The organism is Paraburkholderia sp. BR10882 (genome assembly GCF_040948855.1).
In the GTDB taxonomy this organism is placed as follows: domain Bacteria; phylum Pseudomonadota; class Gammaproteobacteria; order Burkholderiales; family Burkholderiaceae; genus Paraburkholderia; species Paraburkholderia nodosa_A.
Map to the genome: position 1 here is coordinate 1 of NZ_JBFPKP010000032.1, position 22052 is coordinate 22052.

Consider the following 22052-nt stretch of genomic DNA (forward strand, 5'->3'; position numbering starts at 1 on the left):
CCTTTACGCGTCCGTCTTGCCGCTGTCGCTATCTCAGGTGACAAAGTAGTCTCCACCACTCGTTTGGTGGGGCCTACTTTGTCCACTTTGGCGCCATCGGTCTAGACGGTGCTCAAGCAACGCTTACGTCGCACCACGCCGTTCTCCGTGCGCTTTCTCGGCCGTCGCGTCTACGTTGCCGCAATCATGGTCGTCGTCAGTGCCACGCGCGCCAGTGCCGGCACTGCTGCCGCGATGCATCAGCTCGGCGAGCTGGGCGTGCCGCGCGCAACGATCGCGCAATGGCGGCGCTGGTGGCAGACCGACTTCGTCAGCACGCCGTTCTGAACGCTTGGGCGGGCGGCGTTCGTGCCGCCCGTCGAGACCGTGCAGGCGCCGGCGAGCCTGCTCGAGCGCTTCGCTGCGGCGTTACAGCCTGACCCGATGCTGTGCTGGCTCTCGCCGCTCACCCGCAGCAGCGCCATGAGCACCGTGCATGAGGGACGGTAGCCGCCCGCAGAACTTCTCGCTCGCCCTCTCCGAACAGCGCTTGTAGTCTCGCCTCTCCCCTGAATCGCGGCGCGGTGCGCCGCATCTTTGGAGAACGCATGACTGAACTTCACGATCTACCCGTGCGGGATCGTTGGGCGCGCTTGCGCTTTGCGATCGTCGGCCCCTTGCTTGCAGCACCGCCCGAGTCGGGGCAGTTGCGCGAACTCATCACCGCGCTGGCCGCCAGACGCTGGCGTCATCCCGTCACTGGCGACGATATCCAGTTCGGCCGCTCGACCATCGAACGGTGGTTCTATCAGGCCCGCAAGGCGCCACACGACCCGGTGGCGAAACTGCGCAAGCGCAAGCGCCCAAGTGGCGCCGGCGCAAACCTGTCGCCTCAGACGGTACAGGCGATCCGCACGCAGTACCGCGACCATCCCGGCTGGACCTGCCAGTTGCACTTCGACAACCTCAAGGTCATGCTCGGTGCGGCGAACCTGCCGTCGTACACGACCGTGCGCCGTTACATGCGTGCGCAGGGCCTGTTCCGGGAACGCCAGCCCCGGCACACGGGCGCCGGCGCGATGCTCGCGCGCGATCGCCTCGAGAAGCTCGAGGTCCGCAGCTTCGAGGTCGAGCACGTCAACGCGCTCTGGCATCTCGACTTCCATCACGGATCGCGCAAGCTGCTCATCCATGACGGCCAGTGGATCACGCCGATGCTGCTGTGCGTGATCGATGACCGCTCGCGCGTCGTCTGTCACGCGCAATGGTTTCTCGATGAGACTGCGCGCAGGCCTGATCCACGGACTCGCCCAGGCGTTCCAGCGCCGTGGGCTGCCGCGCGCTGATGACCGACAACGGTGCGGCAATGCTGCCGAGGAGACGACTGCCGGGCTGCTCGCGCTCGGCGTGCTGCATCAGACGACGCTGCCATATTCTCCGTATCAGAACGCGAAGCAGGAGACGTTCTGGGCGCGTATCGAGGGGCGCGTGATGGCCATGCTCGAAGGCGAGACCAATCTCACGCTCGAACTGCTCAACCAGGCCATCCACGCCTGGATCGAGCGCGAGTACCATCACGCGCATCATTCCGAGATCGGCGGCACGCCGCTCAAGCGCTACCTGGCCGGTCCCGACGTGCGGCGCGAGTGTCCCTCCAGCGATGCACTACGGGCCGCGTTTCGCATTGACGTGACACGAACCCAGCGGCGTTCGGACGGCACCGTGAGCCTGGCCGGCACGCGCTTTGAGATCCCCTTGGCTTACCGGCACCTGCAGCGCGTACGCCTGCGTTACGCGGGCTGGGACCTGAGTCGCGTCGATCTCATCGACGCCAACAGCGACGTCGTGCTGTGCCCGCTGTGACCATTGGACAAGGTCGCCAATGCCGACGGCCAGCGCCGTCGCATTGATGCCGTCATTGTCGAGCTGCCACCGGCCACTGCGCCCGGCATCGCACCGCTGCTGCGCCAGATGCTGGCCGAACATGCGGCAACCGGGCTGCCGCCGGCCTGGATTCCCGCTGACTGGCAGGAGGGCGCATGAGCCAACGCCTGCAAGCCCTCTACGGCCTGAAGTGGAACCCGTTCTCGCCGGAGCCGCCGCTCGAAGCGCTGTACGTGCCGCCCCGCGTCGAGAACTTCTGCTGGCGCATCGAGAACGCGCTCGTGCGCGAAGGCGGCTTCGCGATGATCCACGGCGAGCCCGGCACCGGTAAGAGCGTCATCATGCGCGTGCTGGCCGAGAAGCTCGAGCGGCTCACCGAGCTGATGGTCGTCTCGATCAATCACCCGCAAAGCAGTCTCGCCGACTTCTATCGCGAGATGGGCGACATCTTCAATCTGGAGTTCAAGGCACACAACCGCTGGGGCGGATTCCGGTCGCTGCGCGAGCGGTGGCTATCACATCTGCAGAGCACGCGCCGACGTCCGATCCTGTTGATTGACGAGGCCCAGGAGATGAGCGCGGGCGTACTCAACGAACTGAGGCTCATGGCCAGCGCTCGCTTCGATTCGCAGCCGCTGCTGTGCGTGGTGATCGCCGGCGATACGCGCTTGACCGACAAGCTGCGGCGCGACGAACTGCTGCCGCTGGGCAGCCGCATCCGATCTCGCCTGGCGACCGAGAAGGCCACGGTGGATGACCTGCTGGCCTGCCTCGATCATCTGCTCGCGAGCGCTGGCGCCCCACAGCTGATGACGCCGCCGCTGCGCCACACACTGTGCGAACACGCGCTGGGCAACTACCGCGTGCTCACCACGCCTGCCAACGATCTGCTCGCCACCGCCGCGCAGCGGGAATTGACCGAACTCGACGAGAAGCTGTACTTCGAGGTCTTTGCCCCGTCACCGCCATCCTCGCGCCGAACGCCCGCACGTCAACCCAATGGAGCAAGATGACATGTCCCGTAAAACATCACCTCACAAACCCGATGCGGCCCGACGCCTGCCGTTGCCCGAACTCTCCGACGAGGCCGCCTACATGATGCAGTTCTTCATCGAAGACTTCTATCTCTGGTTCAGCCGCGCCTACGCTACCCAGATCCGGCGCTACCGCAAGCCTTGGTACCGCGGTCCGACGCAACCGCCGCATCAGGTCGTCGACGAGCCGTTCTGAAACAACAACGGGGGCTTCATCGCCCCCGTTTTACTTCGTCCCTTGGACATCACATTTAGCTTGCCCATTGCCCCATCGATTTACGTGCTTACGCTCACTGGTTCTGCGCAGTTTGTTGTTCGTAGGCTGACACGGCGGCGGCTATGCCAGCAGGTCAGCCCTTGGCGTTGCAGGCTGCGCGACGTACGCGCTCCGCGCGCGCCGGCTGGCCCTGGGCACGCAACTGCCGCACGATACGAGGACGACGGCAGCTGCCGCGACTCGCCGGGTAGATGGTGGCGACCGCGGCGTCCAGCGCTGCATTGGCCTGAGCGCGCCTGCTCGATCCGCGGCGACGCCACTGGCAATAGCCGCTGCGCGATACATCAAGCATTCGGCACGGGCGGCTGACGCGGTACTGGTCGCGGTGGGAATCGATCCATGCGTACTTCACCGCGACCCTTTCGCGAAGTACGCCGTCGCTTTTGAGAGATTTCGATGTCCAGCTTCGCACTGGCCAATTCCTTGCGCAACCGGCTGTTCTCCGCTTCCAGCGCACTGATCGGGCGAGTTGTTCGTGCCGTGACCGCTTCGCGACCACTCGCCGGGCCAACGCCCTCGAATCGGCAGCCACGCCGCATCCAGTTCCCTAGCGTCGCCACTGGCACCCCAAGCCTTCGTGCAGCCTCGTGCTGCCCGACTGATTCGGCAAGCCTGACGGCCTCGATCATGAATTCGTCTGTGTGTTGTCGTTTCGGCACTGACCTTTCTGACATGCAACCCCTCCGTACAGTAGGAAATTAACAAAATTCCTGCTGTACGCGAAATCGAGGCACGGTCAAACCCGCAATCACTTGAATCAATTCACAAGGTCAGCTACCTCGATCACAGCCATTCCGCAGAGATCCTGGTTTGCATTTCCCACAGCGGCGGCACGGCTAGCCGCTTGCGGCGGTAGCCAGCGAGCGAGCGCCTCCTTGACTTGCATCAAAGTGCAAGCGAGCACTTGTTGGCGGAAGGCTCGGCGCATCTCCTTCGTCACACCGCGACGCTCCGAACGATCGGCTGCACTGGCGAGAGTATATGGTGCCAGAGGTTTGTCGAGTCGCTTGATGACTGAGATGATGGCTCCTTCGAGGGTCTGTTGGCTAAAGTATGCGTCCTGGATCTCGCGCACCGAGCCCGCGAAATCCGCGTAGGTGCCCGCTAGCCGGGGATCGCGAAACGAACTCATCGTAAAAAGGCCATCCTCCGCGCTATAGCTGGCCCAGCCGCCGTAGGCTCCCCCCTCTTCGCGCAGCTTGCGGTGCAGCGCAAGATGGGTCAGGAGCTCGGCGGCAACAGCGAGCGGCGCAGCATCGGGATGCTCGACACTAGGCGCGGCCCATGCAATGTGGCAATGGTTCACCTGGCTTGCCACACGCAAGGCCACGTTGGCGACTTCATGAGCACGCGAGATCGCGTCAGATGCACCCAGCCTGCCAGCCCGAGAGGGGCGCAGGTCCAATGCCTTCGAGGCCTCGAGCGACGATCCGTTCAGGCCAACCCAAATGACGCGATTGGGCACCTCCAGCAACAGCTGGTGAATGCGCTTCAGGTGGTCGGCGATAGCTTGAACGCCCTCCGGCGACTCCAGCATCTTGCCTAGCGCGGCGACGAATGGCAGAGAGGCTAGGCCGTGCACGCGGTGGGCAAATTGCCGACGAATCGAGTAGGCCGCGGCCGCGGCCAGAGAAGCGTACTGGCCGGCCGCCGCTGCTAAGCCGTTGACTTTACGCGCGACGCGCGCTTTGGTCAAAAACGAGATGCGGTCGAGTTCATCGAATCGCGGCACCAAGGTCCACGCCGCGATGGCGGAGGGGATTCCGGCTTCGTCCTCAGTCAGCGCGGAGGCATGAACGTTCAGTTGCGGCGTCAGGCTCGTGCGACCGGCCTCCACCAAGGTGTCCAGCGTCATTGAGAACGAGGACACCTGACGCTGGCGCCATCGGCCCGCTTCTTCAAATCCCAAACTACCAGTCCCGAGGTCCGGCACGATGTCGGCGTACAGGGATAGCCAGGGCCAATCGTCCTTCGGGGCCGTGCTCAGATCGAAAAGCGTGGTCGCATAGGTGATGCCGTTGGTGGCGCCACCGACGACGCTAATCGAGCTGTGCTGATGTTGAATTTCTGGCAACGCGATGGGCTCACGCCTGAGTTCGCTCGGCTGAACGCAAGGCAGTACATCGATGTTGCTTCGAGCCTTGCGGTGTTCGGCCAGAGCGGCCTCCTCGGCGCCGATCTGGCGACGCTCGTCGTCGTTCAGCTCGCGCTCCTTCAGCGCGAGCGCCTTGGCTTCCTGCGCCTCGCGCAGAGTCGCGAAGTCGGCATCTGCAATCACGTGCGTGGCCAGAAGATTCGGGTGATTGATCAGCTCACGGACGGCATGCTTGAAGAAGGCCGGGTCCTCAATCTCTTTCCCGAGTTGCTGAAGCACGGGTTCGATATCGAATGCCGTTGCGACATCGCCTCCGTTCATCAGCAAGGGTACGGCGTCAAGCAACCGGCGCAGTGCGTCTGGGATGGTGTCCCCCTGAATCTCGCGCTTTGCAAAACGCATGTCGCGCAGTGCGGTTTTGAGGACATCCACCGGAACGCCGTCAGTTGCGGCGTCCTCGAGGGCGTGCTCGATACAGCTCTTTGCTCGCTCCACCTGTGTCTCGGTCAATCCTTCCATGCCAATATGCAGCACAAGCTGGCGCAGGCCGCTGTCGACGAAATTCATCTGGCTTGGTCGGCCGAAGCCTGCCGACTGCATCGCCTTCATCACCGGCGCGGAGGCGTCGCCAAGCAAGCCGTGGCTCAGTAGCCGAAGTCGTGCAGTGGCTAGCGGGTCGGTGGATTCACCGAAGCGCCAGCTGAGCTGCAGGCCATGTTCGTCAGGGCGCGCTTGAGCCGACGGTACTCTGACCTGAGCGCGGCGCGGTGCTATCCAGTCAGCAGCCAGCTCTGGCCGACGCGCCGGGCACCGTCCCGTGCGGCGCGAGAGCACGCGCTCAACGAGCTTGGCCTGAATCTCCTTTGCCTCGATTCGACCAGCGCTCATGAACATCGCCTGCGAAGGGTGGTAGTGGCTGGCGTGGAACTCCAGCAGCATTTCGTGTGAAAGCTCCGGGATGACGAGCGGGTCGCCGCCGTAGTTCTCGGCGTAGGACGTTCCGGGGAACAGAGCCTTGTTGAGGCCGGAGTACAGGATGCTCAGCGGATCGCCAAACGCGCCCTTCATCTCGTTGAGCACTACACCTTGACGGACCAGGCGATCGTCCTTGAAGGAATGGCGCCAGCCCTCCTGACGGAAGCTAAGGTAATCCAGCTTGGGGAAGAAGGTCGCGTCAAGATAGACGTCGAGCAGATTGAAGAAGTCGGTGCGATCGGTACTCGCGAACGGATAGACCGTGCGGTCGGGGTACGTCATCGCATTCATGAAAGTCGCCGTTGAGCGCCGCAGCATTGCGAAAAACGGGTCCGCCACCGGGAAACGCTCCGAGCCGCACAGTGCAAGATGCTCGAGGATATGGGCACGCCCGTCGCTAGCTTGCGGAACCGTCGGAAAGCCCACCAGGAAAGCGAACTCGTCCTGGTCGCTGGCCAAATGTACATGACGTGCTCCGGATGCGGGGTCTAGGTATTGCTCGAGCTGCGCGCGCAGATCCGGGATGGGGTGACTGGAGATGTGTTCGAAGGAGGTCATTGTGATTCAGTGTCGGGTTGGCTGATCGATGAGGTACGGCTAAGCGCAGCGGCGCGTGGCCTGTCCTTACGTTCCACTTATGCAACGCCCCTCATTGGTCAAAGAGTTTCAAGCTGTCTAATGATCCCTACTTCGTAGAGAAGGTGCGCGATATTGTCGGGCTGTACCTGAGCCCACCGACCAATGCTTTGGTGCTGTGCGTCGACGAAAAGAGCCAGTGCCAGGCGGGCAGGGCGCTACCCGCTGTTCGCCGCCCTCAATACGGCAACGGGTGAAGTCATTGCGCAATGTAAGCCGCGCCACCGTCATCAGGAATTCCTCGCGTTTCTCAGGCATGCGGATCAGGCGGTGCCCGCACAATCTCGATGTGCATCTGATCGTCGACAACGATGCGACGCACAAGCATCCGAAGGTCAGGGTGTGGCTGGCCAAGCATACGCTACCACATGCACTTCACGCCGACGTATTTTCGCGACATTCGTTAATGTTTAGTTTCGCACACGCTCCAATTTCGTTGTTCATGGCCTCCTACCCGTGTTGACCAATGTTTGACCTACCTCAAGGTCGCCGTTACAGCCGTAGATGAATGGACTCAATTTTGCCTCTGTTGAATTTCCAGTGGGGGGTATCGTCCCGACTTCTGCATAAACACGACGAGGGCAGGTCGTGCACAGCAAGCTGTTCGAAGCCGCATTGGGCGTGAGCAATGAAATGAACGCGTCCGTGCGCCGGTCAAACCCGGCAAGGCGTTGTGAATGAAAGAGTCATACGTTGAAGGTCTAGCCAACCACAACGGCCTCGAGTCATGCGTGTGCGTCCGTAAGGGCGTAGGCGAAGCGTTGGCAGAGGTACGCATCGGCCAGGTATCGAGCTGCGAAATCCATTCCCCGTTCCGAAAGGTGCGGGCTGATCGGGGTGCCGAGGCGCTGGACGCTTGCCGAAAGCCACACCGGGATTGCCGTATTGGCAAGGCAATCCCGGACCCCGCGCGGTCGGAGACCCTGAGCACGTGCGGAAACACCTTGCATGGGAACCGGGAGATCCCGCGCCCTACTGCGTCGCGCTGGGAAGCGTTGAACGAGCATCAACATTGCGAAAACGACGAAATGAAGCCCTGCAAGCGTCTGCGGAAGTCGCTCGTAATCTCGTGCGAGCCGCCGGAAGCGATTCAACCAGCCAAAGCTGGCTCGACCACCCAGCGACGCGGCAGGAGGACAAAGCCTTTTTTCGCCTCCGGCAGCTTGATGGCCTGCCGTTCAATGCCTTCATCACGCGCGGCCTGCGTCGCGTCCTCACCTGTATGGTCTTGGTCCGCGAATGCCACCTTCACTGTTTGACCCGATACCTCCTGAACCTGGCGGGCAAGCTCGGCGACCTGCGCTCGCCCCTGCTCGTTGGCCGGCGTAATGTGCACAGCCAGCAGATTGCCCAGCGTATCGAGCGCCATGTGTACCTTGCTGCCACGCTTGCGGTTATAGCCATCGTAGCCCGCACGCGGGCCGCTTTCGCACGTGGACTGCAACGTGCGTCCATCCAGGATAACCGCGCTGGGTTGCCCCCGGCGCTCCTGGGCGATACGCAGCACCGAACGCAATTCGCTGACCATCCCATCGAAACAACCCGCGTTCAGCCAACGTTTGTGTTTGCTGATAGACCAGTTCCGACGGCGCGAAGTTGGTCGGCAGCATACGCCACGAGGCACCGGCTCGCGCCATCCATTTGCGTGCTCCTTCGGAGAAAACGATGTGTGCAAGCTCCGTTTTACTCCAGTCGGGCTTACTTCCGCGGCCCCCCCACATAGCATCTAATGCGACACACAACCGTCACGGATCCCAACATCATTGTTGGCATGCGGTCAGGCGCCTGAGCGCGTTGCACGAGGCAGCACCGTTGCGGCATGTAGAACCTCCACCGAGATCGACCGCAGCGGCGCCTCGTCAATGAAACGGTCCAGCAGTTCGCGCACGTCGTGGTCGATGAAATCGGCGCGGGTTGTGTCGACGATGAGAGTCGCCCGATCCGGGATATGCGCAAGCATCTCCTTGAGCGCCACCTTGCCGAGAAACGACACATCCTTGCGAAACGAGAGCAGGAAATGGTCGTCGTGTCGCGCGAGGGCAATAGGCCGATGCAGATTCGCCCACAACGCGAGCGCGGCGCTGCACAGCACGCCGAGGACAATTCCGGTGAGCAGATCGGTGGCGAGCACCCCGGCAATCGTTACAATGAATGGCGTGAACGCTGCCGCTCCCTGTTTCGCGAGCATAATGAACAGCGACGGTCTGGCGAGCTTGATGCCGGTATGAATGAGAATGGCGGCGAGACTCGCGAGCGGAATCAGGTTGATCGCATCCGTGAGCGCGAACACGCTGACGAGGAGTAGCACGCCGTGCACGATTGCGGAGAGCCTGCTTCGCGCGCCGGCGTGGACGTTGGCCGAACTGCGGACGATGACGGATGTGATGGGCAATCCCCCGATGGCGCCTGCCACCATATTGCCGACGCCTTGCGCTTTGAGTTCGCGATTCGGTGGTGCGGCGCGACGCTGCGGGTCGATCTGCTCGACGGCTTCGAGGCTCAGGAGCGTTTCTAGGCTGGCGACAACGGCAAGCGTCAGGGCGACGATCCAGATTTCTGGATCCACAAGGCGCGCGAAGCTCAACCCGAACTCAGCGAAATGCAAGGCGTCGTGGAGCGCCGCCAACGATTTGATGGCCGGCAACGCTACGCGGAGCTCAGGTGGCAACGCGAGCGTGGCGCCTAACGCGCCGCAAACCAGCGTCGCGCTTACGCCCGCAACTACGACGACAAGCGGCGCGGGCACGAACCGCACTAGGGCGAAGCGTCGCAATGTATGCGTGTCCCAGGCCGCAAGGATGGCCAGCGAGATGGCGGCTACAGTACAGACTATGGGCGAGATGGATACAAGCGCGCCTGCCAACGATTCGGTGTTGCCGCCCGACGTCAGACCGACTGCGAGTGGAACCTGCTTGATGATCAGCAGCAGGCCGATTGCGGCGAGCATTCCCTTGATGACGGGTGTGGGGACATACGACGCGAGCTGCCCGGCTCGAAGCGTGCCGAAGCCGAACTGGATGGCGCCCGAGAGCAGCAATGCAATAAGGAATGCAGAGAAACTACCGAGACGCGCGATGCCGTCGACGACGATCACGACGAGGCCCGCGGCGGGGCCGCTCACACTGAGGGACGATCCGCTGAGCAAGGCGACGACGATGCCACCAACGATGCCAGACACCAACCCGGCTAGCGGCTCTGCGCCGGAGGCTTTTGCAATGCCGAGACACAACGGCAGCGCGACGAGAAAGACTACAGCGCCGGCTGCGAGGTCACGTAGAAGCGCAGAAGGGAAAGCTTTCGAAGTCATGACGGAAACGAAAAATAGTGAAGGGTGAATACCGCGACGGCGAAACTTGTGCGACTGCCATGTTCCGGTGAACGAGGTAAGCGGAGCGATCTGGAGCGGGTCAGACGGGGGCGATTGCCTTCCTTGTTTCACGCCCGTAGCCCGACACGAGTTCGCGCATCTGGCCGTCGTTCAGTGAAAAGATCCAGCCGTGCACAAGGGGAGAGGGTGCACGCCCACGCACGAGCGGATGCTCGCGCAGCAGGCGTACCTGTTCGAGTACATTAAGTTCGACGAGCCGGTTGATGCGTGCCTCTTCCGATGGCAGGCGAGCGAGCGCCGCGTGATGCGTGTGTGCGAGTGCGCAAAGCGGCCTGATGTGGCGGTTGAAGTGCGGCGAGGCATCGGCTGGCGGAAGTAGCGAGGCGCGCACGCCCCCGCATCCGTAATGCCCGCAGACAATGATGTGCGCGACCCGCAGCTCACACACCGCATATTCGAGCACGCTCATGGTGTTGTCGTCATCAACATGAAAAAGGTTAGCGATGTTGCGATGAACGAATAGATCCCCCGGCGCGCACTGGGTGATGGTTTCGACGGGTACGCGGCTATCTGAGCAGCCAATCCAGAGCACTTGCGGTTTCTGCCCCATGGCTAGCGCGCGAAACAAGTTTGGTTCGCGCCGTCCGATTTCCTGGGCCCACGCGACATTGGCGACGAGCATGCGTTTTGGAAGATTCACGAGTCGAGACTCCAATCAGGTCGTTGGCTTCGATCAATGCTTGCGAATAGCCTTCTATCAAAAAAATGGGTCGTTCCAAAATGACGCTGGACGACGCCAATACGTGGCGCGGACTTCGCGGTCACCCGTCAATCAACCAACCCAGTGCACTCGGCCGCCGCCGGGATACCCTAGCAGGCCGCTGGAATACAGCCCAACGGAGACGGCCTTGTTCCGCTTACGCGGTTTCTGCCGAAAATTTTTCTGATTGCGCAATCTCAACGCGAATTCAACGTTGTTTTGGCGGTTTGAGGCTACTTTTTTGGCCTCATTGCCGCTTTCCCGCCACTATGGACGCACCCGTGCCAGCGATCGCATGCGCACAAGGTTGTACGCCGCCATATTCAACACGAACATCTGGTCCACCTTCTTCAAGCCATGCACCATCACCTGGCGCATGCGCCCCACGGTCTTGGCCCTGCCGAAACCCTGTTCAATCAACTTGCGCTTTTGCTCGAAATGGCGTAGCCCACGCTCGAGGCAATCGCATCGTGCACTGCCGAACGCCGCCCCGAGGTGTTTTGCGCAACGTGCGGCGTGACCTTCATCTGCTGGCGCGCCTCGACGAATTCCTGTGCGTCGTAGCCCTTGTCTGCACCCAGCGTGATTTCCGCGCGCGGATCCTCTGCCGCCTGCCGTACGTCGTGGATCATGATCTTGGCCGCTTCACGCTCGGCATGACCGTCGGCGCGTGTCACACGTGCGTTGACCACCAGGCCGTGCCGGTTGTCCGTTAGCGTATGGCCCATGTAACTCAATTCGCTGGCCGTTTTGCCTTTTCGATAGAGCTTCGCATCGGGGTCGGTCTTCGACTGATGTGTCTCGTTGCTGCGTTTCTCGCTTTTGCAGTCGCCCGCGCCGCCACCATCGTTGTCCTGATCGTCGCCGTTCTTGCGTACAAAACTCTTGTGTCCGACCCACGCCTGGATTAGGGTGCCGTCCACGCTGAAATGCCCGCCCGAGAGCAGACACTTCTTCCCGGCGATGGACACCCCTTCGTTGAAGAATTCGATCACGGCGTCGTGCTCGATCAGACGCTCGCGGTTTCTCGTAAAGACCGTGGGCACCCACACCTCGTCGTCCATCGCCAGGCCAATGAACCAACGAAACAGCAGGTTGTACTGCACCTGCTCCATCAGCTGGCGCTCTGAGCGGATGCTGAAAAGCGCCTGAATCAGCGTGGCTCGCAGCAACTTCTCTGGCGCGATGCTCGGCCTCCCGCCCTTTATGTCCGCTTCGTACATCTGGGCGAACAGTCGATCCATCTTCGCCAGCGCTTCATTCGCCATCACGCGGATCGAACGCAACGGATGCGACTTGGGGACGAAGTCGTCCAGCTTGCACATGGAAAACAGACTCTCGGTGAATGTGTCGGCGCTGACGCCATGCCGACTGCCATTTGCCATCGTCCCGGCAGAAGATTCTTCCATGATGGCGATCTCATACAGTTTTTGCGCCGACAGATGGTGTTGAGCTTGATGAGAATTGCGATGCATTTCATTCCAGTCATTAAGGTTTGCATAACAGAATTCAGTCTACCCGGTATTTTAGATGAGTCATCGTGTCGCAATTGTGTCGTCAAATACGTTAGGCTACCCCGTCCATTGTTTGAACGGAACCATGCGTTGCCTCAGTAGGCGCATAGATTTGCGCACATCTTTTATACCGACTGTGCTTCAGATGCATTGATAAAATGCAGCAAACAGACCTCAATAGGACCTACGCCATAGACATAAGTGCAGGCATAAATTAATTTGATGACGTACTTCTCAGTAGTCTCGCTTACCGCGTGGCATTATTTGCGCTCGGCTGGTTCCGATTATTGGGTGTGCGCAACAAAGTTCGGTGCATGTTGCGGTGGCAGTGCGATGAGTCCGCGTCGATAAAGGACTGCTAACCGGTTTGGTCGCGGATCGATCATATTGGCATTGTCGCGTTGCTGGGGTGGTCGAGTAAAATCGTGGGATGAAGGGTTCTGATTCAAATAGGTAGGATAGCTTATTGATCGAACAGGACCGCATTCCATACGGTGGGCGCAGCGGCCTCCTTGAGGCCGAGCTTCGCGAGATCGGAGTGCTATCCAGCGAAACCGCGTCGATCCTGATGCGAACGATCTGTGCACGCTGCAATTCCGTGAACACGCGACGCAGCACGCCACTTCTGGACCAGCGGTTCATCCGCGTGTAAATCGTATGCCATCTACCGAAGCGCTTCGGCAGTCCACGCCACTTGCAGCCGTGCTCGGCGACATAAAGATCGCATTGCACTTGCAGGTTCGTCAGACTGACTGTTGCCACGCTGTCGTGGCAGACAATGCTCGATCCGTTGATAATTGGGCTTCGGTGATTTCCATCGCCAGAGTGGACGATCAAACGACATTAGCGTGAACACGCCATAGGACCACTTGTCCACCGGGGCCACGTCACCATCCTTGCCTGTTCGCAGATCTTGCTCCGATACAGCTGCGCAAACTTCCGCAGCTGCGCAAGTTCTTTTCGAGATTGGAACCGAGCCTGATCGGCATCGAACACCGTCACGGTTCGCACTTCTGGGCTCTGGAATTTATCTCGCAGGGGGCACACGGTTCGACTGCTGCCGACACAATATGTGAAACCCTTTGTGGTCGGCGGCAAGAACGACGAGAATGATGCTTCCGCCATCTGTGCAGCTGTGCCACACCCGGCATTGATCCAGCACCGATCAAGCGCCGAACAGCAATCATTGCAGTCGGCTCATCGCATGAGTGAGCGGGCCGTTTGCGAGCGAACCGTGAAGTCAAATCAGATACATAGCATGTTTGCATGCAGAAGAGGGGTTCATCTTCCGGACGGCCCTTGTCCAGCTTCGGTAGGACTTCAATGGTTCAATGGACTGGGAGTCGGTGCCGTCGCAGACGGCTCTCGTGCAAACCTCCTTTGATCGCTATCCGGCGCTTTCGTGCTCGCTGTCTTGCACGTGACCATATTCATTGGACAGGCTTTGACGGATGGGCTTGCCGCATCGCAGATTCAGGTCCAGACGACAGAACGGGCTCGCGAGGATATCGTCGACGCGATTAGCGGGAAAGAGCGAGTGGAGCGTCAGCCTGATTGCTCGCCAGTCGGTAAAGGCACCGCTTTCGGCAAGTTCGAAGGCCCTCCTCCGGATAATCCCGCGGCACTCGATCGTGTCGGCGTCGGCCATATTTTTCATAGTCGCACCTCCTCCTGAGTAACAGTCATTCGTGCGTCATCCTGACGCGTAACTTCTGGGGAATTCCGGATCATGCGGCCTTGGCACGATGACGAGGAGCCCCCGGGCGACTACGTTGATGGTTTCTCTGCTGCGAACCACGATGCGCCACAAACTAAAAACCTGCCGCCGCCCGCTCGCGCACCTGCATTAGTGAAGATACGCGCGCGATTCACCCTCGATGTTGATATGCGTCAATGCTGCGAACGAGCCAACCAACACCGTGATGCGGTCGGAGTAGAACAGCGAATATAGTCCCTCAATCCCATCTCGTTGTACAGAAGTGTCGTACCCTTCGCGCAGGATCTGTAAAGTGGCTCCCGGATTTGAGACAGTAATTTAGTCGACCCTGAAAAACTCGAAGCGCCTTGCGCGGCAAGGGTTTGAAGCTGATAGTTGTTGATGCATTTGCAGGAACTTCCCGCTCGCGGTGATTTGACTGGTGTCAACCGCAACGATCCCATTCAACTTCTAGCGTTCGTCGAGGCAATTCCGCCCATCCGCGGCAAGCCTGGCAAACCACTATCAAAGCCTCGGGTCGTTGAGGGCGATAGAGGTTACGACCACGACAAATATCGATGTCCACTGCATGCGGTCATGCATTGCAGAAATCGCTCGACGTGGTCAGCCTCTGTTGAGCAGACCATCTCGTGGCTTCACAACTTCCGCCGACTGCGCATCCGCTTCGAACAGATCGCTTCCATCCACGGATGGCTTTCTTCAGAATTGCCTGCTGCATCCATATGCTGGCGACCACCTGAAAAAGTGATTCTGCAAACCCCTTACTGCCGCGGCTTTCCGACACAGCATCAACGTTGAGTGCAAAGTGAGCCACGTCACCCCCCCGAGCCGTGCGCGGGGCTTCTGCGAGAAGAATCAGCGAAGCATTATTCAGTCCCAGCTCGAACTCAAGAGCCGCGAGGAACCGGCTTTGCGCATGACGCTATCCGACGGCTAATGGGTCTACAGGCGGAGCCTTTTCCTCAGGCGTGACGTCAGCGCGCGGGCCGGCAGGCTCGCGAGCGAGGCAACGGCAAATACGGACAGGATCGTCACTGCATCTGCAGCGAGACCCAGCCACACATCATGCTGGCCGCCGGTTGTCCGGGCCAACACGGCATCGGCGCTCAGCGAAACTACGGTGCCGGCGACGAAGCACTGCAGGCTCCTACGGCCGATCGCTCCGACCCACGGTGCCCTCTCAGCAGCGTGTCGTATCCAGCCACGGCGGACGAGATCGGCGACCAGCCACGCCAGCGCGATGAAATTCACCGCGCGTGGCCATTCGAGGTCCCGCTTCATGATGCCAGGCGTTGAGGGCTCGATCCTCAGCTTGTAATAGGCACCAGAGGCGATGATCGCGAGCGCTGCAAGCCACGCGATCCTGCCGAAACGCGCGGAATCGATGTGTTGATAAACGGGCTGGCAGCGCGCGAGTGCGCCGAGCACAAATACCAGTTGCCAGGCGAACGGATTGAAATCCCATCGGTTGTTCAGTGCGGCGGGAAGATACCAATATAAGGTTCCCGCGACCGCCCAGAGCCCGAACGATAGCGCTACAAGTAGCCACGGGCGCTCGCGTGCGAGCGGTACCATCACCGGTGCTGCCAGCGCGAAGAGTACGTACATCGGCAGCACCGACGCAAGATATGGTTGACGGCGTAGCAGCACGATATCGCGCAGCACCGTTGCCGGCGACGCAATCAATTGCTGCAGATCACGTGCCGTGTGCGGCGTTTCGATGTGGAACGCGCGCAAGACGGCGCTCGCCAGCAGCAGTAAGCCAGCCGTGAAAAGAAATGCCCGATAGATCACCCACGCTCGTTTGATAAACCACCTACGCGCGGCCGCTTTGTCGCGGTACGCTGCCAGAGTAGTCCATGCGGTGGCTGTCGAGTAGCCCGCGAGAAACACAAACGCTTCAGCAGCGTCGCAAAGCGCATACGTGTGCAACGTAATGTGCGACACGACGCTGCCGCTGACGTGATCGACGACAACGATCAGCAATGCGAGACCGCGGAGAAAATCGAGTTCTGGCAGCCGGGAGGTCGATGAATGCATGGAGTATGGATGGTGTGAGGCTGGAGCACTCACGGGCAGGGCGCTCGGGTGCAAACAGAACGCATGAAGGAAATTTCATTACGGAAAGGATTCGCCATCAAGAAGAGAGAACGAGCTACCACACTGCTGCCGACGTAGTGTCTTGAAGGCTTAATTTTGCCCGCTAATATGCCCAATATCATTGGGCTTTGCGAACCGCATCGGCTGGCATCTGGCCGTCCCGGGCAGGGCTTCGCTCCTGCTAGCCGCGCAAAAATTCTTTCGACCGCGTAGACATGAAGTCTTCTATGCGCGTGTAATAGCGTGGAGCATCTGTTTGCGTCCAATCCAGAATCCGGGTTAGCTCTTCCCAATAGGCAACTGCAGATTAATTGGTTGTTGCATTCTGCTTCGTCGAACGCTTCGCTCTATAGCCATCACATGCCTTGCCGAACGCGCCTAGCATCTTCCGGCTCCTCGTCGCTTGAGGCGTGCCATTCAGGAGGCCACTGCAGCGCGAGTTAAAATGTGGATGCGTCCGTGTACAGTGCTTCCATGCCTCCGTCATCCGCGACTGCCTCCAACCGAACTCTTTGGCCAACCTGTGCGATTCCTTGCTTGTATAGCGAGTTGACGCGTAACTCGCTGCCGTCGACCGCAGTCCGCCAGACCCGACGACAATCAGACATGCTCGAAGCGGAGCGCGTATTCACGTCCCGTCAAAGCGATATTGCCACATTAGATCAGTTATTGAATATGAATTTTTATTATGGAAACCTAACGCATACTAATGCGTGTATGCGTGTATGCGTGGAAGATGATCTTGATGTCAGGTTCGTCAGGTTAGTAGGTAGGGCTCAACCAGCATGAAGCCGCTCACCCTAGCGGCAACGCCCGATTTTCGTCCCATGATCGGTTGCAGCATTGTCATCTTTTCGTCACGGTGCTGCGTCGTTCGTAATACCGTAGATCACGTAGTTTCGCGGAGCTAAAGTCGAAAGTAATGGGATCGACGCCCCCACCCGAAGCGGCATCAATTTGCCAAATCTATGGTCCGCCACATTTTTGCAACCCTGATTTTCGATGGCGAGCTGGCTTGCCTAAATCTATTCGGCGTCGTTTTGGGGGGCGCACCCCGCGCCACGATGAGATTCGCGCCTGACGATCCTTAACAGTGGCTCGGCTTCGAAAGCCTGTTTGGCACGCAGGTTCTTCGTCAGGCCGGTATGCCGTTCACGTCATCAATTTTCGGTCGTCGCAAAACCAGTTGGGTGAGTGTGGTCAATAAAGATGAAGCCATGTTCGTTCAGGTCGGGCGGGTTGTGAAGCCCGCGTCGAATGTGGTGTGGCGCGCAACAATTGCTCAGCCGGTTCGCGCCAGCTTGTTGGCCAGTGCAGACGCCACCAGGCTTGAATGCCGCTGCACGAGCATTGCGCGAACCCAGTCCGTCAGGCGGCCGGTTCGTTTCTCTAGGCCTCGCATGTAGGCTCGGGCGCACAGGACGAGCAGGCGCCTGACATTTTTGGCGCCGCGCCGGCTGATCCCGAGAAGATTGGTCTTGCCGCCCGTACTGTATTGCCGGGGGACGAGCCCAATCGATGCCGCAAAATCGCGGCTGCATCCGTACTGTTTTGCATCGCCCATTTTCGCGGCCAACGCGCTTGCGGTGACCGGGCCAACTCCCGAGATGCTCATGAGGCGCTGTCCCATCTCGTCCTCAGCGAGCTGGCGGCCCAGCTCCTGGTCAATCTCACCGATCTGTTCCTCGAGGTACTTGACGTGCTGGTGGTGGCGCTCCAGAATCGCAACCAGCCGGAGCGGCAGTTCCTGCATGGCGAGCACGGACGGCAGACGTGCGACAGCGGCCTTGCCCACCGGCAGACTGATGCCAAACTCGAGGAGAAAGCCATGCATCTGGTTTACGGTTCTGGTGCGCTCGCGCACCCATCGATTCACGCACACGATGCAGCACCGAAAACGTCTGTTGCGATTCCGTCTTCGGGGTTACAAATCTCCATCGCCGGGCGCGAGGCTGTTTCGCAGATCGCCTCGGCGTCGACGAAATCATTCTTGTTTGACTTGACGAATGGCCTGACGAACTGAGGCGAGATAAAGCGCACCGTGTGCCCGAATTCGGCCAGCTTGCGGGCCATATGATGCGAACCGGCACAGGCCTCCATAACGACGGTACAAGCATGGAACGTCGCGAAGAATTCGACCAGTTGTTTGCGCTCATCTTTTTACGGAACACAGCCTTGCCTTTTGCGTCCTGCCCATGCAGGTGAAATGTGTGTTTGCCCAGATCGATACCAACGAGCGTGACTCCGTCCATGATGGCCTCCAGTTCGGTATGAACACTGCCAGCCTATCCTATCCGCCAGGGCGGGGACCATCCCATTAGTGGAAGTGTCACCGCAACCACCTGACCGAGGGGTGCGCCCATCATGAAGATTACGACGATTGGCATCGATCTGGCGAAGAACATTTTTTCCGTGCATGGTGTAAATGAACATGGCCGAACCGTGCTGAAGAAAGTGCTCAAGCGAAATCACGTTGCGGAGTTCCTTCGCCAACCTCTCCACCTGCGTAATCGGGATCGAGGCGTGCGCCAGCGCGCACTGTTGGGCCCGCAAGCTGCTGGCAATGGGCCATACCGTAAGATTAATCGCACCCCAGTTTGTCAAGCCGTACGTCAAGACGAACAAAAACGACGCGGCGGATGCCGAGGCGATCTGCGAGGCAGTCGCGCGACCTAACATGCGTTTCGTACCGGTCAAGACCATCGAGCAGCAATCGGTGTTGTCGCTGCATCGCGTACGTCAGGGTTTTGTCCGGCCCCGAACCCCACAGGCCAACCAGATTCGCGGACTGCCGCCGAATTCGGGATCGTTGTTCCCCAAGGCATCGGGCATCTCGAGCGCCAGGTGCCCGAACTAATCGAAGATGCAGAGAGCGATCTCACTGGCTCGTCTCGATTGCTGATCCAGCGGCTCATTGACCATCTGAAGGACCTTGGCAGGCGGGTCCGGGAGCTCGAGAAGCAGATTCAGTCCTGGCACCGCAGCGACGAAACGAGTCAACGCCTCGCACGTGTCCCCGGCATCGGGCCACTTACCGCGAGCGCGCTCGTCGCGTCTGTCGGTGACGCAATGAGCTTCAGGAATGCCAGGCAACTTGCGGCGTGGGTCGGTCTGGTACCCCGACAGAACTCCAGCGGCGGCAAGAACGTGCTGCTGGGCATCAGCAAGTCAGTATGACTTCCATTCGGCAAGGCTGGCCGCCGTGCGGTTGTAGACGCGGGTTTGAGCAAGCTTGATGAACAGATTGCCACGATCGAGCGACGTTTGCAGGCGTGGATGAAAGAGGACAAGGCGAGCAAGAGCATTGCCGCCATACCGGGTGTAGGCCTGCTCACGGCGACCGCCGCGGTTGCGACCATGGGAGACTCAAAGTCATTCAGATCAGGCCGCGAATTCGCGGCGTGGCTCGGCTTGGTACCCCGACAAACGGGCTCCGGCGGCAAGGTGGTCCTGCTGGGAATCAGCAAGTCAGTATGACTCCCCGTGAGGCGAGGCTAGCCGCCGTGCGGATGTAAGCGCGGGTTAGCATGGCTGCCAGAGCCGCATTGAGTGGGGACGGATCCGCCGCTCAACGGTCTGTTTCCGACACGGAGGCTAGCATGCACGACGATAGCACGTTGTACGTAGGGCTCGACGTTCACAAGGATTCGATCATGGTTGCCTACTCGGTCGATATGGGCGACGTAGAGTTGCTCGGCAAGATCGGTACGACACAGATCGAAGTTGATCGCCTATGCAAACGGCTGCGGTGCAAAGCACGACACATTTGCGTGGTCTACGAAGCAGGCCCATGCGGTTATGGCCTCTATCGACGGCTGATCGACAAAGGCTTCGACTGCATGGTGTGCGCACCATCGCTCATCCCACGCAAGCCGGGTGAGCGCGTCAAGACAGACCGCCGCGACGCAATCAAGCTGGTGCGCTCACTGCGAGCCGGTGACCTGTCCGCCGTGCATGTGCCAACGATGGAAGATGAAGCGTTTCGCGATCTGGCCCGTGCCTGGTCATCAGCCAGAGAAGACCTCAAGCAGGCGCGATGCCGGCTGAAATCGTTCCTGCTCCAGCATGGTGTGAATTACTTTGGACGAGCGGACTGGGGGCCTGCTCACCGCCGCTGGCTTAGCACATTCTCGTTCGATAGTGGCTGGCAACAACTGGCATTCAACGAGCACCGCCGCACGATCGAGGATCGCTTGGCGCAATGCGAACGACTGGAAACCGCGCTGCGTGAAGCCGTTGCAGATTGGCGTTTCTATCCCGCTGTGCTTGCGCTGCAGTCGATGCGGGGCATTAACTTCACGTCGGCTGTCGGCCTTGTGTCCGAACTGGCCGATCTGTCGCGCTTCGAGCATCCACGCCAACTGATGGCGTGGCTTGGCGTGACGCCGTCGGAACATTCGTCAGGTGGCAAACGGCGACAAGGCAGCATCACAAAGACAGGAAACAGTTACGCAAGAAAGCTGCTGGTCGAATCCGCGTGGAGCTACCGTCATCCGGCACGCGTGAGCATTGATATCCAGCGGCGACACGAAGGAATTCCAAAGGCGATCATCGATCGAGCCTGGGACGCGCAACTGCGGCTGTGCCGGAGATACAGGAACCCCCAACCAACATAACCCGAGCGATCGCCAGGCCGATAACTGGTCCGTCCTGTGAACAGGGTGATCTTCATGCGGCAGTCCGACAGAGATATAGTCATGCGACGTTCTCCACGTCCAGAATAACCGCACCTGTGCGCTGTCCGCTCTCGACCAGCTCGTGCGCGCGTGCGCAATCCCGAAGCGGCAGTACCTCATGGATTGGTACGTCGAGCGTCCCCAGCTCCAGAAGATGATTGATGCGCATAGCTGCGTCGGCTCGTTCCCCGGGTGTGAGCAAATAAACCAGCACGAACTGAAGCTCGATGCCCTTGAACAGAAACTTGTAGAACGGTATCTCCGGCCGCATCACCCTGGCTGAGCCATAGGTCACCACTGTCGCGCGATCCGAGAGCAGATCGGCCAGAGACTCCACATTGGCGCCGAATTCGACTTCAACGGCGTGATCGATTAGTCGCCCATTTGTCGCATCGAGCACGTCCGCAACGAAGGTGGGGCTCGTGTAGTCAACGAAGGCATCGGCACCAGCGCTGGTGATGCGTTTTTCATCAGCTGAGCCATGTCCGGATGCGACCACGAACGCGCCTGCCTGCCTGGCGAACTGCACGGCCAGCCGTCCGACTGTGCCGGCTCCGCCACTGATCAGGACGGTGCGCCCGGCCACGTCGCCGAAAGCTGTCGTGACGTGGCACGCCGTGAGGGTTGGAATGCCCAGTGCTGCGCCAACCAGGTAGGAGGCGTTGTCCGGGAGCGGGAAGACCAGCTTCTCGTCAATCGCAATGTACTGGGCAGCGGTGCCGGAAGCCCGTCGCCACTGCCCATTGCTTACCCAGACGCGGCTTCCAGGGGTGAGCCGGTTGCATCCAGGGCCACACTCGATAACGATCCCGGCACCGTCGCTGTGTGGAATGACGAACGCAAAGGCAAGGTCGCTCTTCCCGCCGCGAGCCCCCGCCCTCGCCTTGACGTCCGAGGGGTTGACGCCCGACGCATGGAGTTGCACAAGGACTTCCCCATGACCGGGGGACGGCATTGGACGCTCCCCGTTCACTAGCACCTCGCGCGCGGGTCCGACCCGCTCATACCAGACAGCTTGCATCGCGTTCTCCATTCATTTTCGTAACGAGGAAATCGTATCGCGGAGCCATCAAGCTG

10 protein-coding genes and 11 pseudogenes are annotated in these 22052 nt (G+C 60.1%); 9 read left to right on the plus strand and 12 right to left on the minus strand.

The annotated features are described in order from the left end of the window. The first annotated feature begins 108 nt into the window (after nt 1-108). The 4 genes and pseudogenes from AB3X99_RS38430 to AB3X99_RS38445 all read left to right on the plus strand — a co-directional run bounded on the left by AB3X99_RS38430 (nt 109) and on the right by AB3X99_RS38445 (nt 3093). Nucleotides 109-327 (plus strand): hypothetical protein, encoded by a 219-nt coding sequence (locus AB3X99_RS38430; protein WP_368661795.1) that lies wholly within the window; start codon nt 109-111, stop codon nt 325-327. Between the two features lie 260 nt (nt 328-587). Beyond that, nucleotides 588-2022 (plus strand): annotated as a pseudogene (locus AB3X99_RS38435) (DDE-type integrase/transposase/recombinase). After that, nucleotides 2019-2876: an ExeA family protein gene (locus AB3X99_RS38440; RefSeq protein ID WP_368661796.1), complete on the plus strand. Its 858-nt coding sequence runs from the start codon at nt 2019-2021 to the stop codon at nt 2874-2876. The pseudogene AB3X99_RS38435 and the gene AB3X99_RS38440 overlap by 4 nt, the downstream one beginning before the upstream one ends. Before the next feature lies 1 nt (nt 2877). Continuing rightward, complete coding sequence (locus tag AB3X99_RS38445) at nt 2878-3093, plus strand: hypothetical protein (RefSeq protein WP_069269390.1); 216 nt, start codon at nt 2878-2880, stop codon at nt 3091-3093. 155 nt (nt 3094-3248) lie between these two features. Here AB3X99_RS38445 and AB3X99_RS38450 read toward each other — a convergent pair. After that, nucleotides 3249-3848: pseudogene (locus tag AB3X99_RS38450) on the minus strand (transposase); the annotation flags it as partial. Nucleotides 3849-3931: 83 nt separating this feature from the next. Continuing rightward, a complete protein-coding gene (locus AB3X99_RS38455) occupies nt 3932-6802 on the minus strand; it encodes an insulinase family protein (protein ID WP_368661797.1) in 2871 nt (956 codons plus the stop codon). An 89-nt stretch (nt 6803-6891) separates the two neighbouring features. On the opposite strand from AB3X99_RS38455, the pseudogene AB3X99_RS38460 reads away from it, so the two are divergent. Then, nucleotides 6892-7266: pseudogene (locus tag AB3X99_RS38460) on the plus strand (transposase); the annotation flags it as partial. 615 nt (nt 7267-7881) lie between these two features. On the opposite strand, the pseudogene AB3X99_RS38465 reads toward AB3X99_RS38460, so the two are convergent. The 6 genes and pseudogenes from AB3X99_RS38465 to AB3X99_RS38490 form a co-directional block, all read right to left on the minus strand. After that, nucleotides 7882-8544: pseudogene (locus AB3X99_RS38465) on the minus strand (IS5 family transposase); the annotation flags it as partial. Between the two features lie 113 nt (nt 8545-8657). Further along, nucleotides 8658-10187, minus strand: a complete 1530-nt coding sequence (locus AB3X99_RS38470; RefSeq protein WP_368661807.1) for a SulP family inorganic anion transporter — start codon at nt 10185-10187, stop codon at nt 8658-8660. 100 nt (nt 10188-10287) lie between these two features. Continuing rightward, nucleotides 10288-10908: a carbonic anhydrase gene (locus tag AB3X99_RS38475; RefSeq protein WP_368661798.1), complete on the minus strand. Its 621-nt coding sequence runs from the start codon at nt 10906-10908 to the stop codon at nt 10288-10290. A 327-nt stretch (nt 10909-11235) separates the two neighbouring features. Continuing rightward, nucleotides 11236-12353, minus strand: a pseudogene (locus AB3X99_RS38480) (IS5 family transposase). A 660-nt stretch (nt 12354-13013) separates the two neighbouring features. Continuing rightward, a pseudogene (locus tag AB3X99_RS38485) lies at nt 13014-13326 on the minus strand (transposase); the annotation flags it as partial. Nucleotides 13327-13869: 543 nt separating this feature from the next. Beyond that, nucleotides 13870-14139, minus strand: coding sequence for a hypothetical protein (locus tag AB3X99_RS38490; RefSeq protein ID WP_342922778.1), 270 nt, complete (start codon nt 14137-14139; stop codon nt 13870-13872). Nucleotides 14140-14613: 474 nt separating this feature from the next. Between AB3X99_RS38490 and AB3X99_RS38495 the strand changes: the two are divergent. Next, a pseudogene (locus AB3X99_RS38495) lies at nt 14614-14997 on the plus strand (hypothetical protein); the annotation flags it as partial. 144 nt (nt 14998-15141) lie between these two features. On the opposite strand, the gene AB3X99_RS38500 reads toward AB3X99_RS38495, so the two are convergent. From AB3X99_RS38500 to AB3X99_RS38510, 3 genes and pseudogenes are all read right to left on the minus strand, one after another. Beyond that, nucleotides 15142-16239, minus strand: a complete 1098-nt coding sequence (locus AB3X99_RS38500; protein WP_069269243.1) for an OpgC domain-containing protein — start codon at nt 16237-16239, stop codon at nt 15142-15144. 500 nt (nt 16240-16739) lie between these two features. Further along, nucleotides 16740-16907 carry a gamma-glutamyl-gamma-aminobutyrate hydrolase family protein gene (locus tag AB3X99_RS38505; protein ID WP_368661808.1) on the minus strand — a complete coding sequence of 56 codons (168 nt, stop codon included), beginning with the start codon at nt 16905-16907 and terminating at the stop codon, nt 16740-16742. Nucleotides 16908-17581: 674 nt separating this feature from the next. Further along, nucleotides 17582-18551, minus strand: a pseudogene (locus tag AB3X99_RS38510) (IS110 family transposase). A 112-nt stretch (nt 18552-18663) separates the two neighbouring features. Here AB3X99_RS38510 and AB3X99_RS38515 point away from each other — a divergent pair. The 3 pseudogenes from AB3X99_RS38515 to AB3X99_RS38525 all read left to right on the plus strand — a co-directional run. Further along, nucleotides 18664-19467: pseudogene (locus AB3X99_RS38515) on the plus strand (IS110 family transposase); the annotation flags it as partial. 54 nt (nt 19468-19521) lie between these two features. Next, nucleotides 19522-19767: pseudogene (locus tag AB3X99_RS38520) on the plus strand (transposase); the annotation flags it as partial. A gap of 131 nt (nt 19768-19898) precedes the next feature. Beyond that, nucleotides 19899-20897: pseudogene (locus AB3X99_RS38525) on the plus strand (IS110 family transposase); the annotation flags it as partial. Between the two features lie 97 nt (nt 20898-20994). Here AB3X99_RS38525 and AB3X99_RS38530 read toward each other — a convergent pair. After that, nucleotides 20995-21996, minus strand: a complete 1002-nt coding sequence (locus AB3X99_RS38530) for an NADPH:quinone reductase (protein ID WP_069269254.1) — start codon at nt 21994-21996, stop codon at nt 20995-20997. Between the last annotated feature and the right edge of the window lie 56 nt (nt 21997-22052).

Bases quoted from the DNA above. Each gene is read 5' to 3' on its own strand.
- AB3X99_RS38440 (WP_368661796.1), top strand. From the start codon at position 2,019: ATGAGCCAACGCCTGCAAGCCCTCTACGGCCTGAAGTGGAACCCGTTC.
- AB3X99_RS38445 (WP_069269390.1), top strand. From the start codon at position 2,878: ATGTCCCGTAAAACATCACCTCACAAACCCGATGCGGCCCGACGCCTG.
- AB3X99_RS38455 (WP_368661797.1), bottom strand. From the start codon at position 6,802: ATGACCTCCTTCGAACACATCTCCAGTCACCCCATCCCGGATCTGCGC.
- AB3X99_RS38470 (WP_368661807.1), bottom strand. From the start codon at position 10,187: ATGACTTCGAAAGCTTTCCCTTCTGCGCTTCTACGTGACCTCGCAGCC.
- AB3X99_RS38490 (WP_342922778.1), bottom strand. From the start codon at position 14,139: ATGAAAAATATGGCCGACGCCGACACGATCGAGTGCCGCGGGATTATC.
- AB3X99_RS38500 (WP_069269243.1), bottom strand. From the start codon at position 16,239: ATGCATTCATCGACCTCCCGGCTGCCAGAACTCGATTTTCTCCGCGGT.
- AB3X99_RS38505 (WP_368661808.1), bottom strand. From the start codon at position 16,907: ATGTCTGATTGTCGTCGGGTCTGGCGGACTGCGGTCGACGGCAGCGAG.
- AB3X99_RS38530 (WP_069269254.1), bottom strand. From the start codon at position 21,996: ATGCAAGCTGTCTGGTATGAGCGGGTCGGACCCGCGCGCGAGGTGCTA.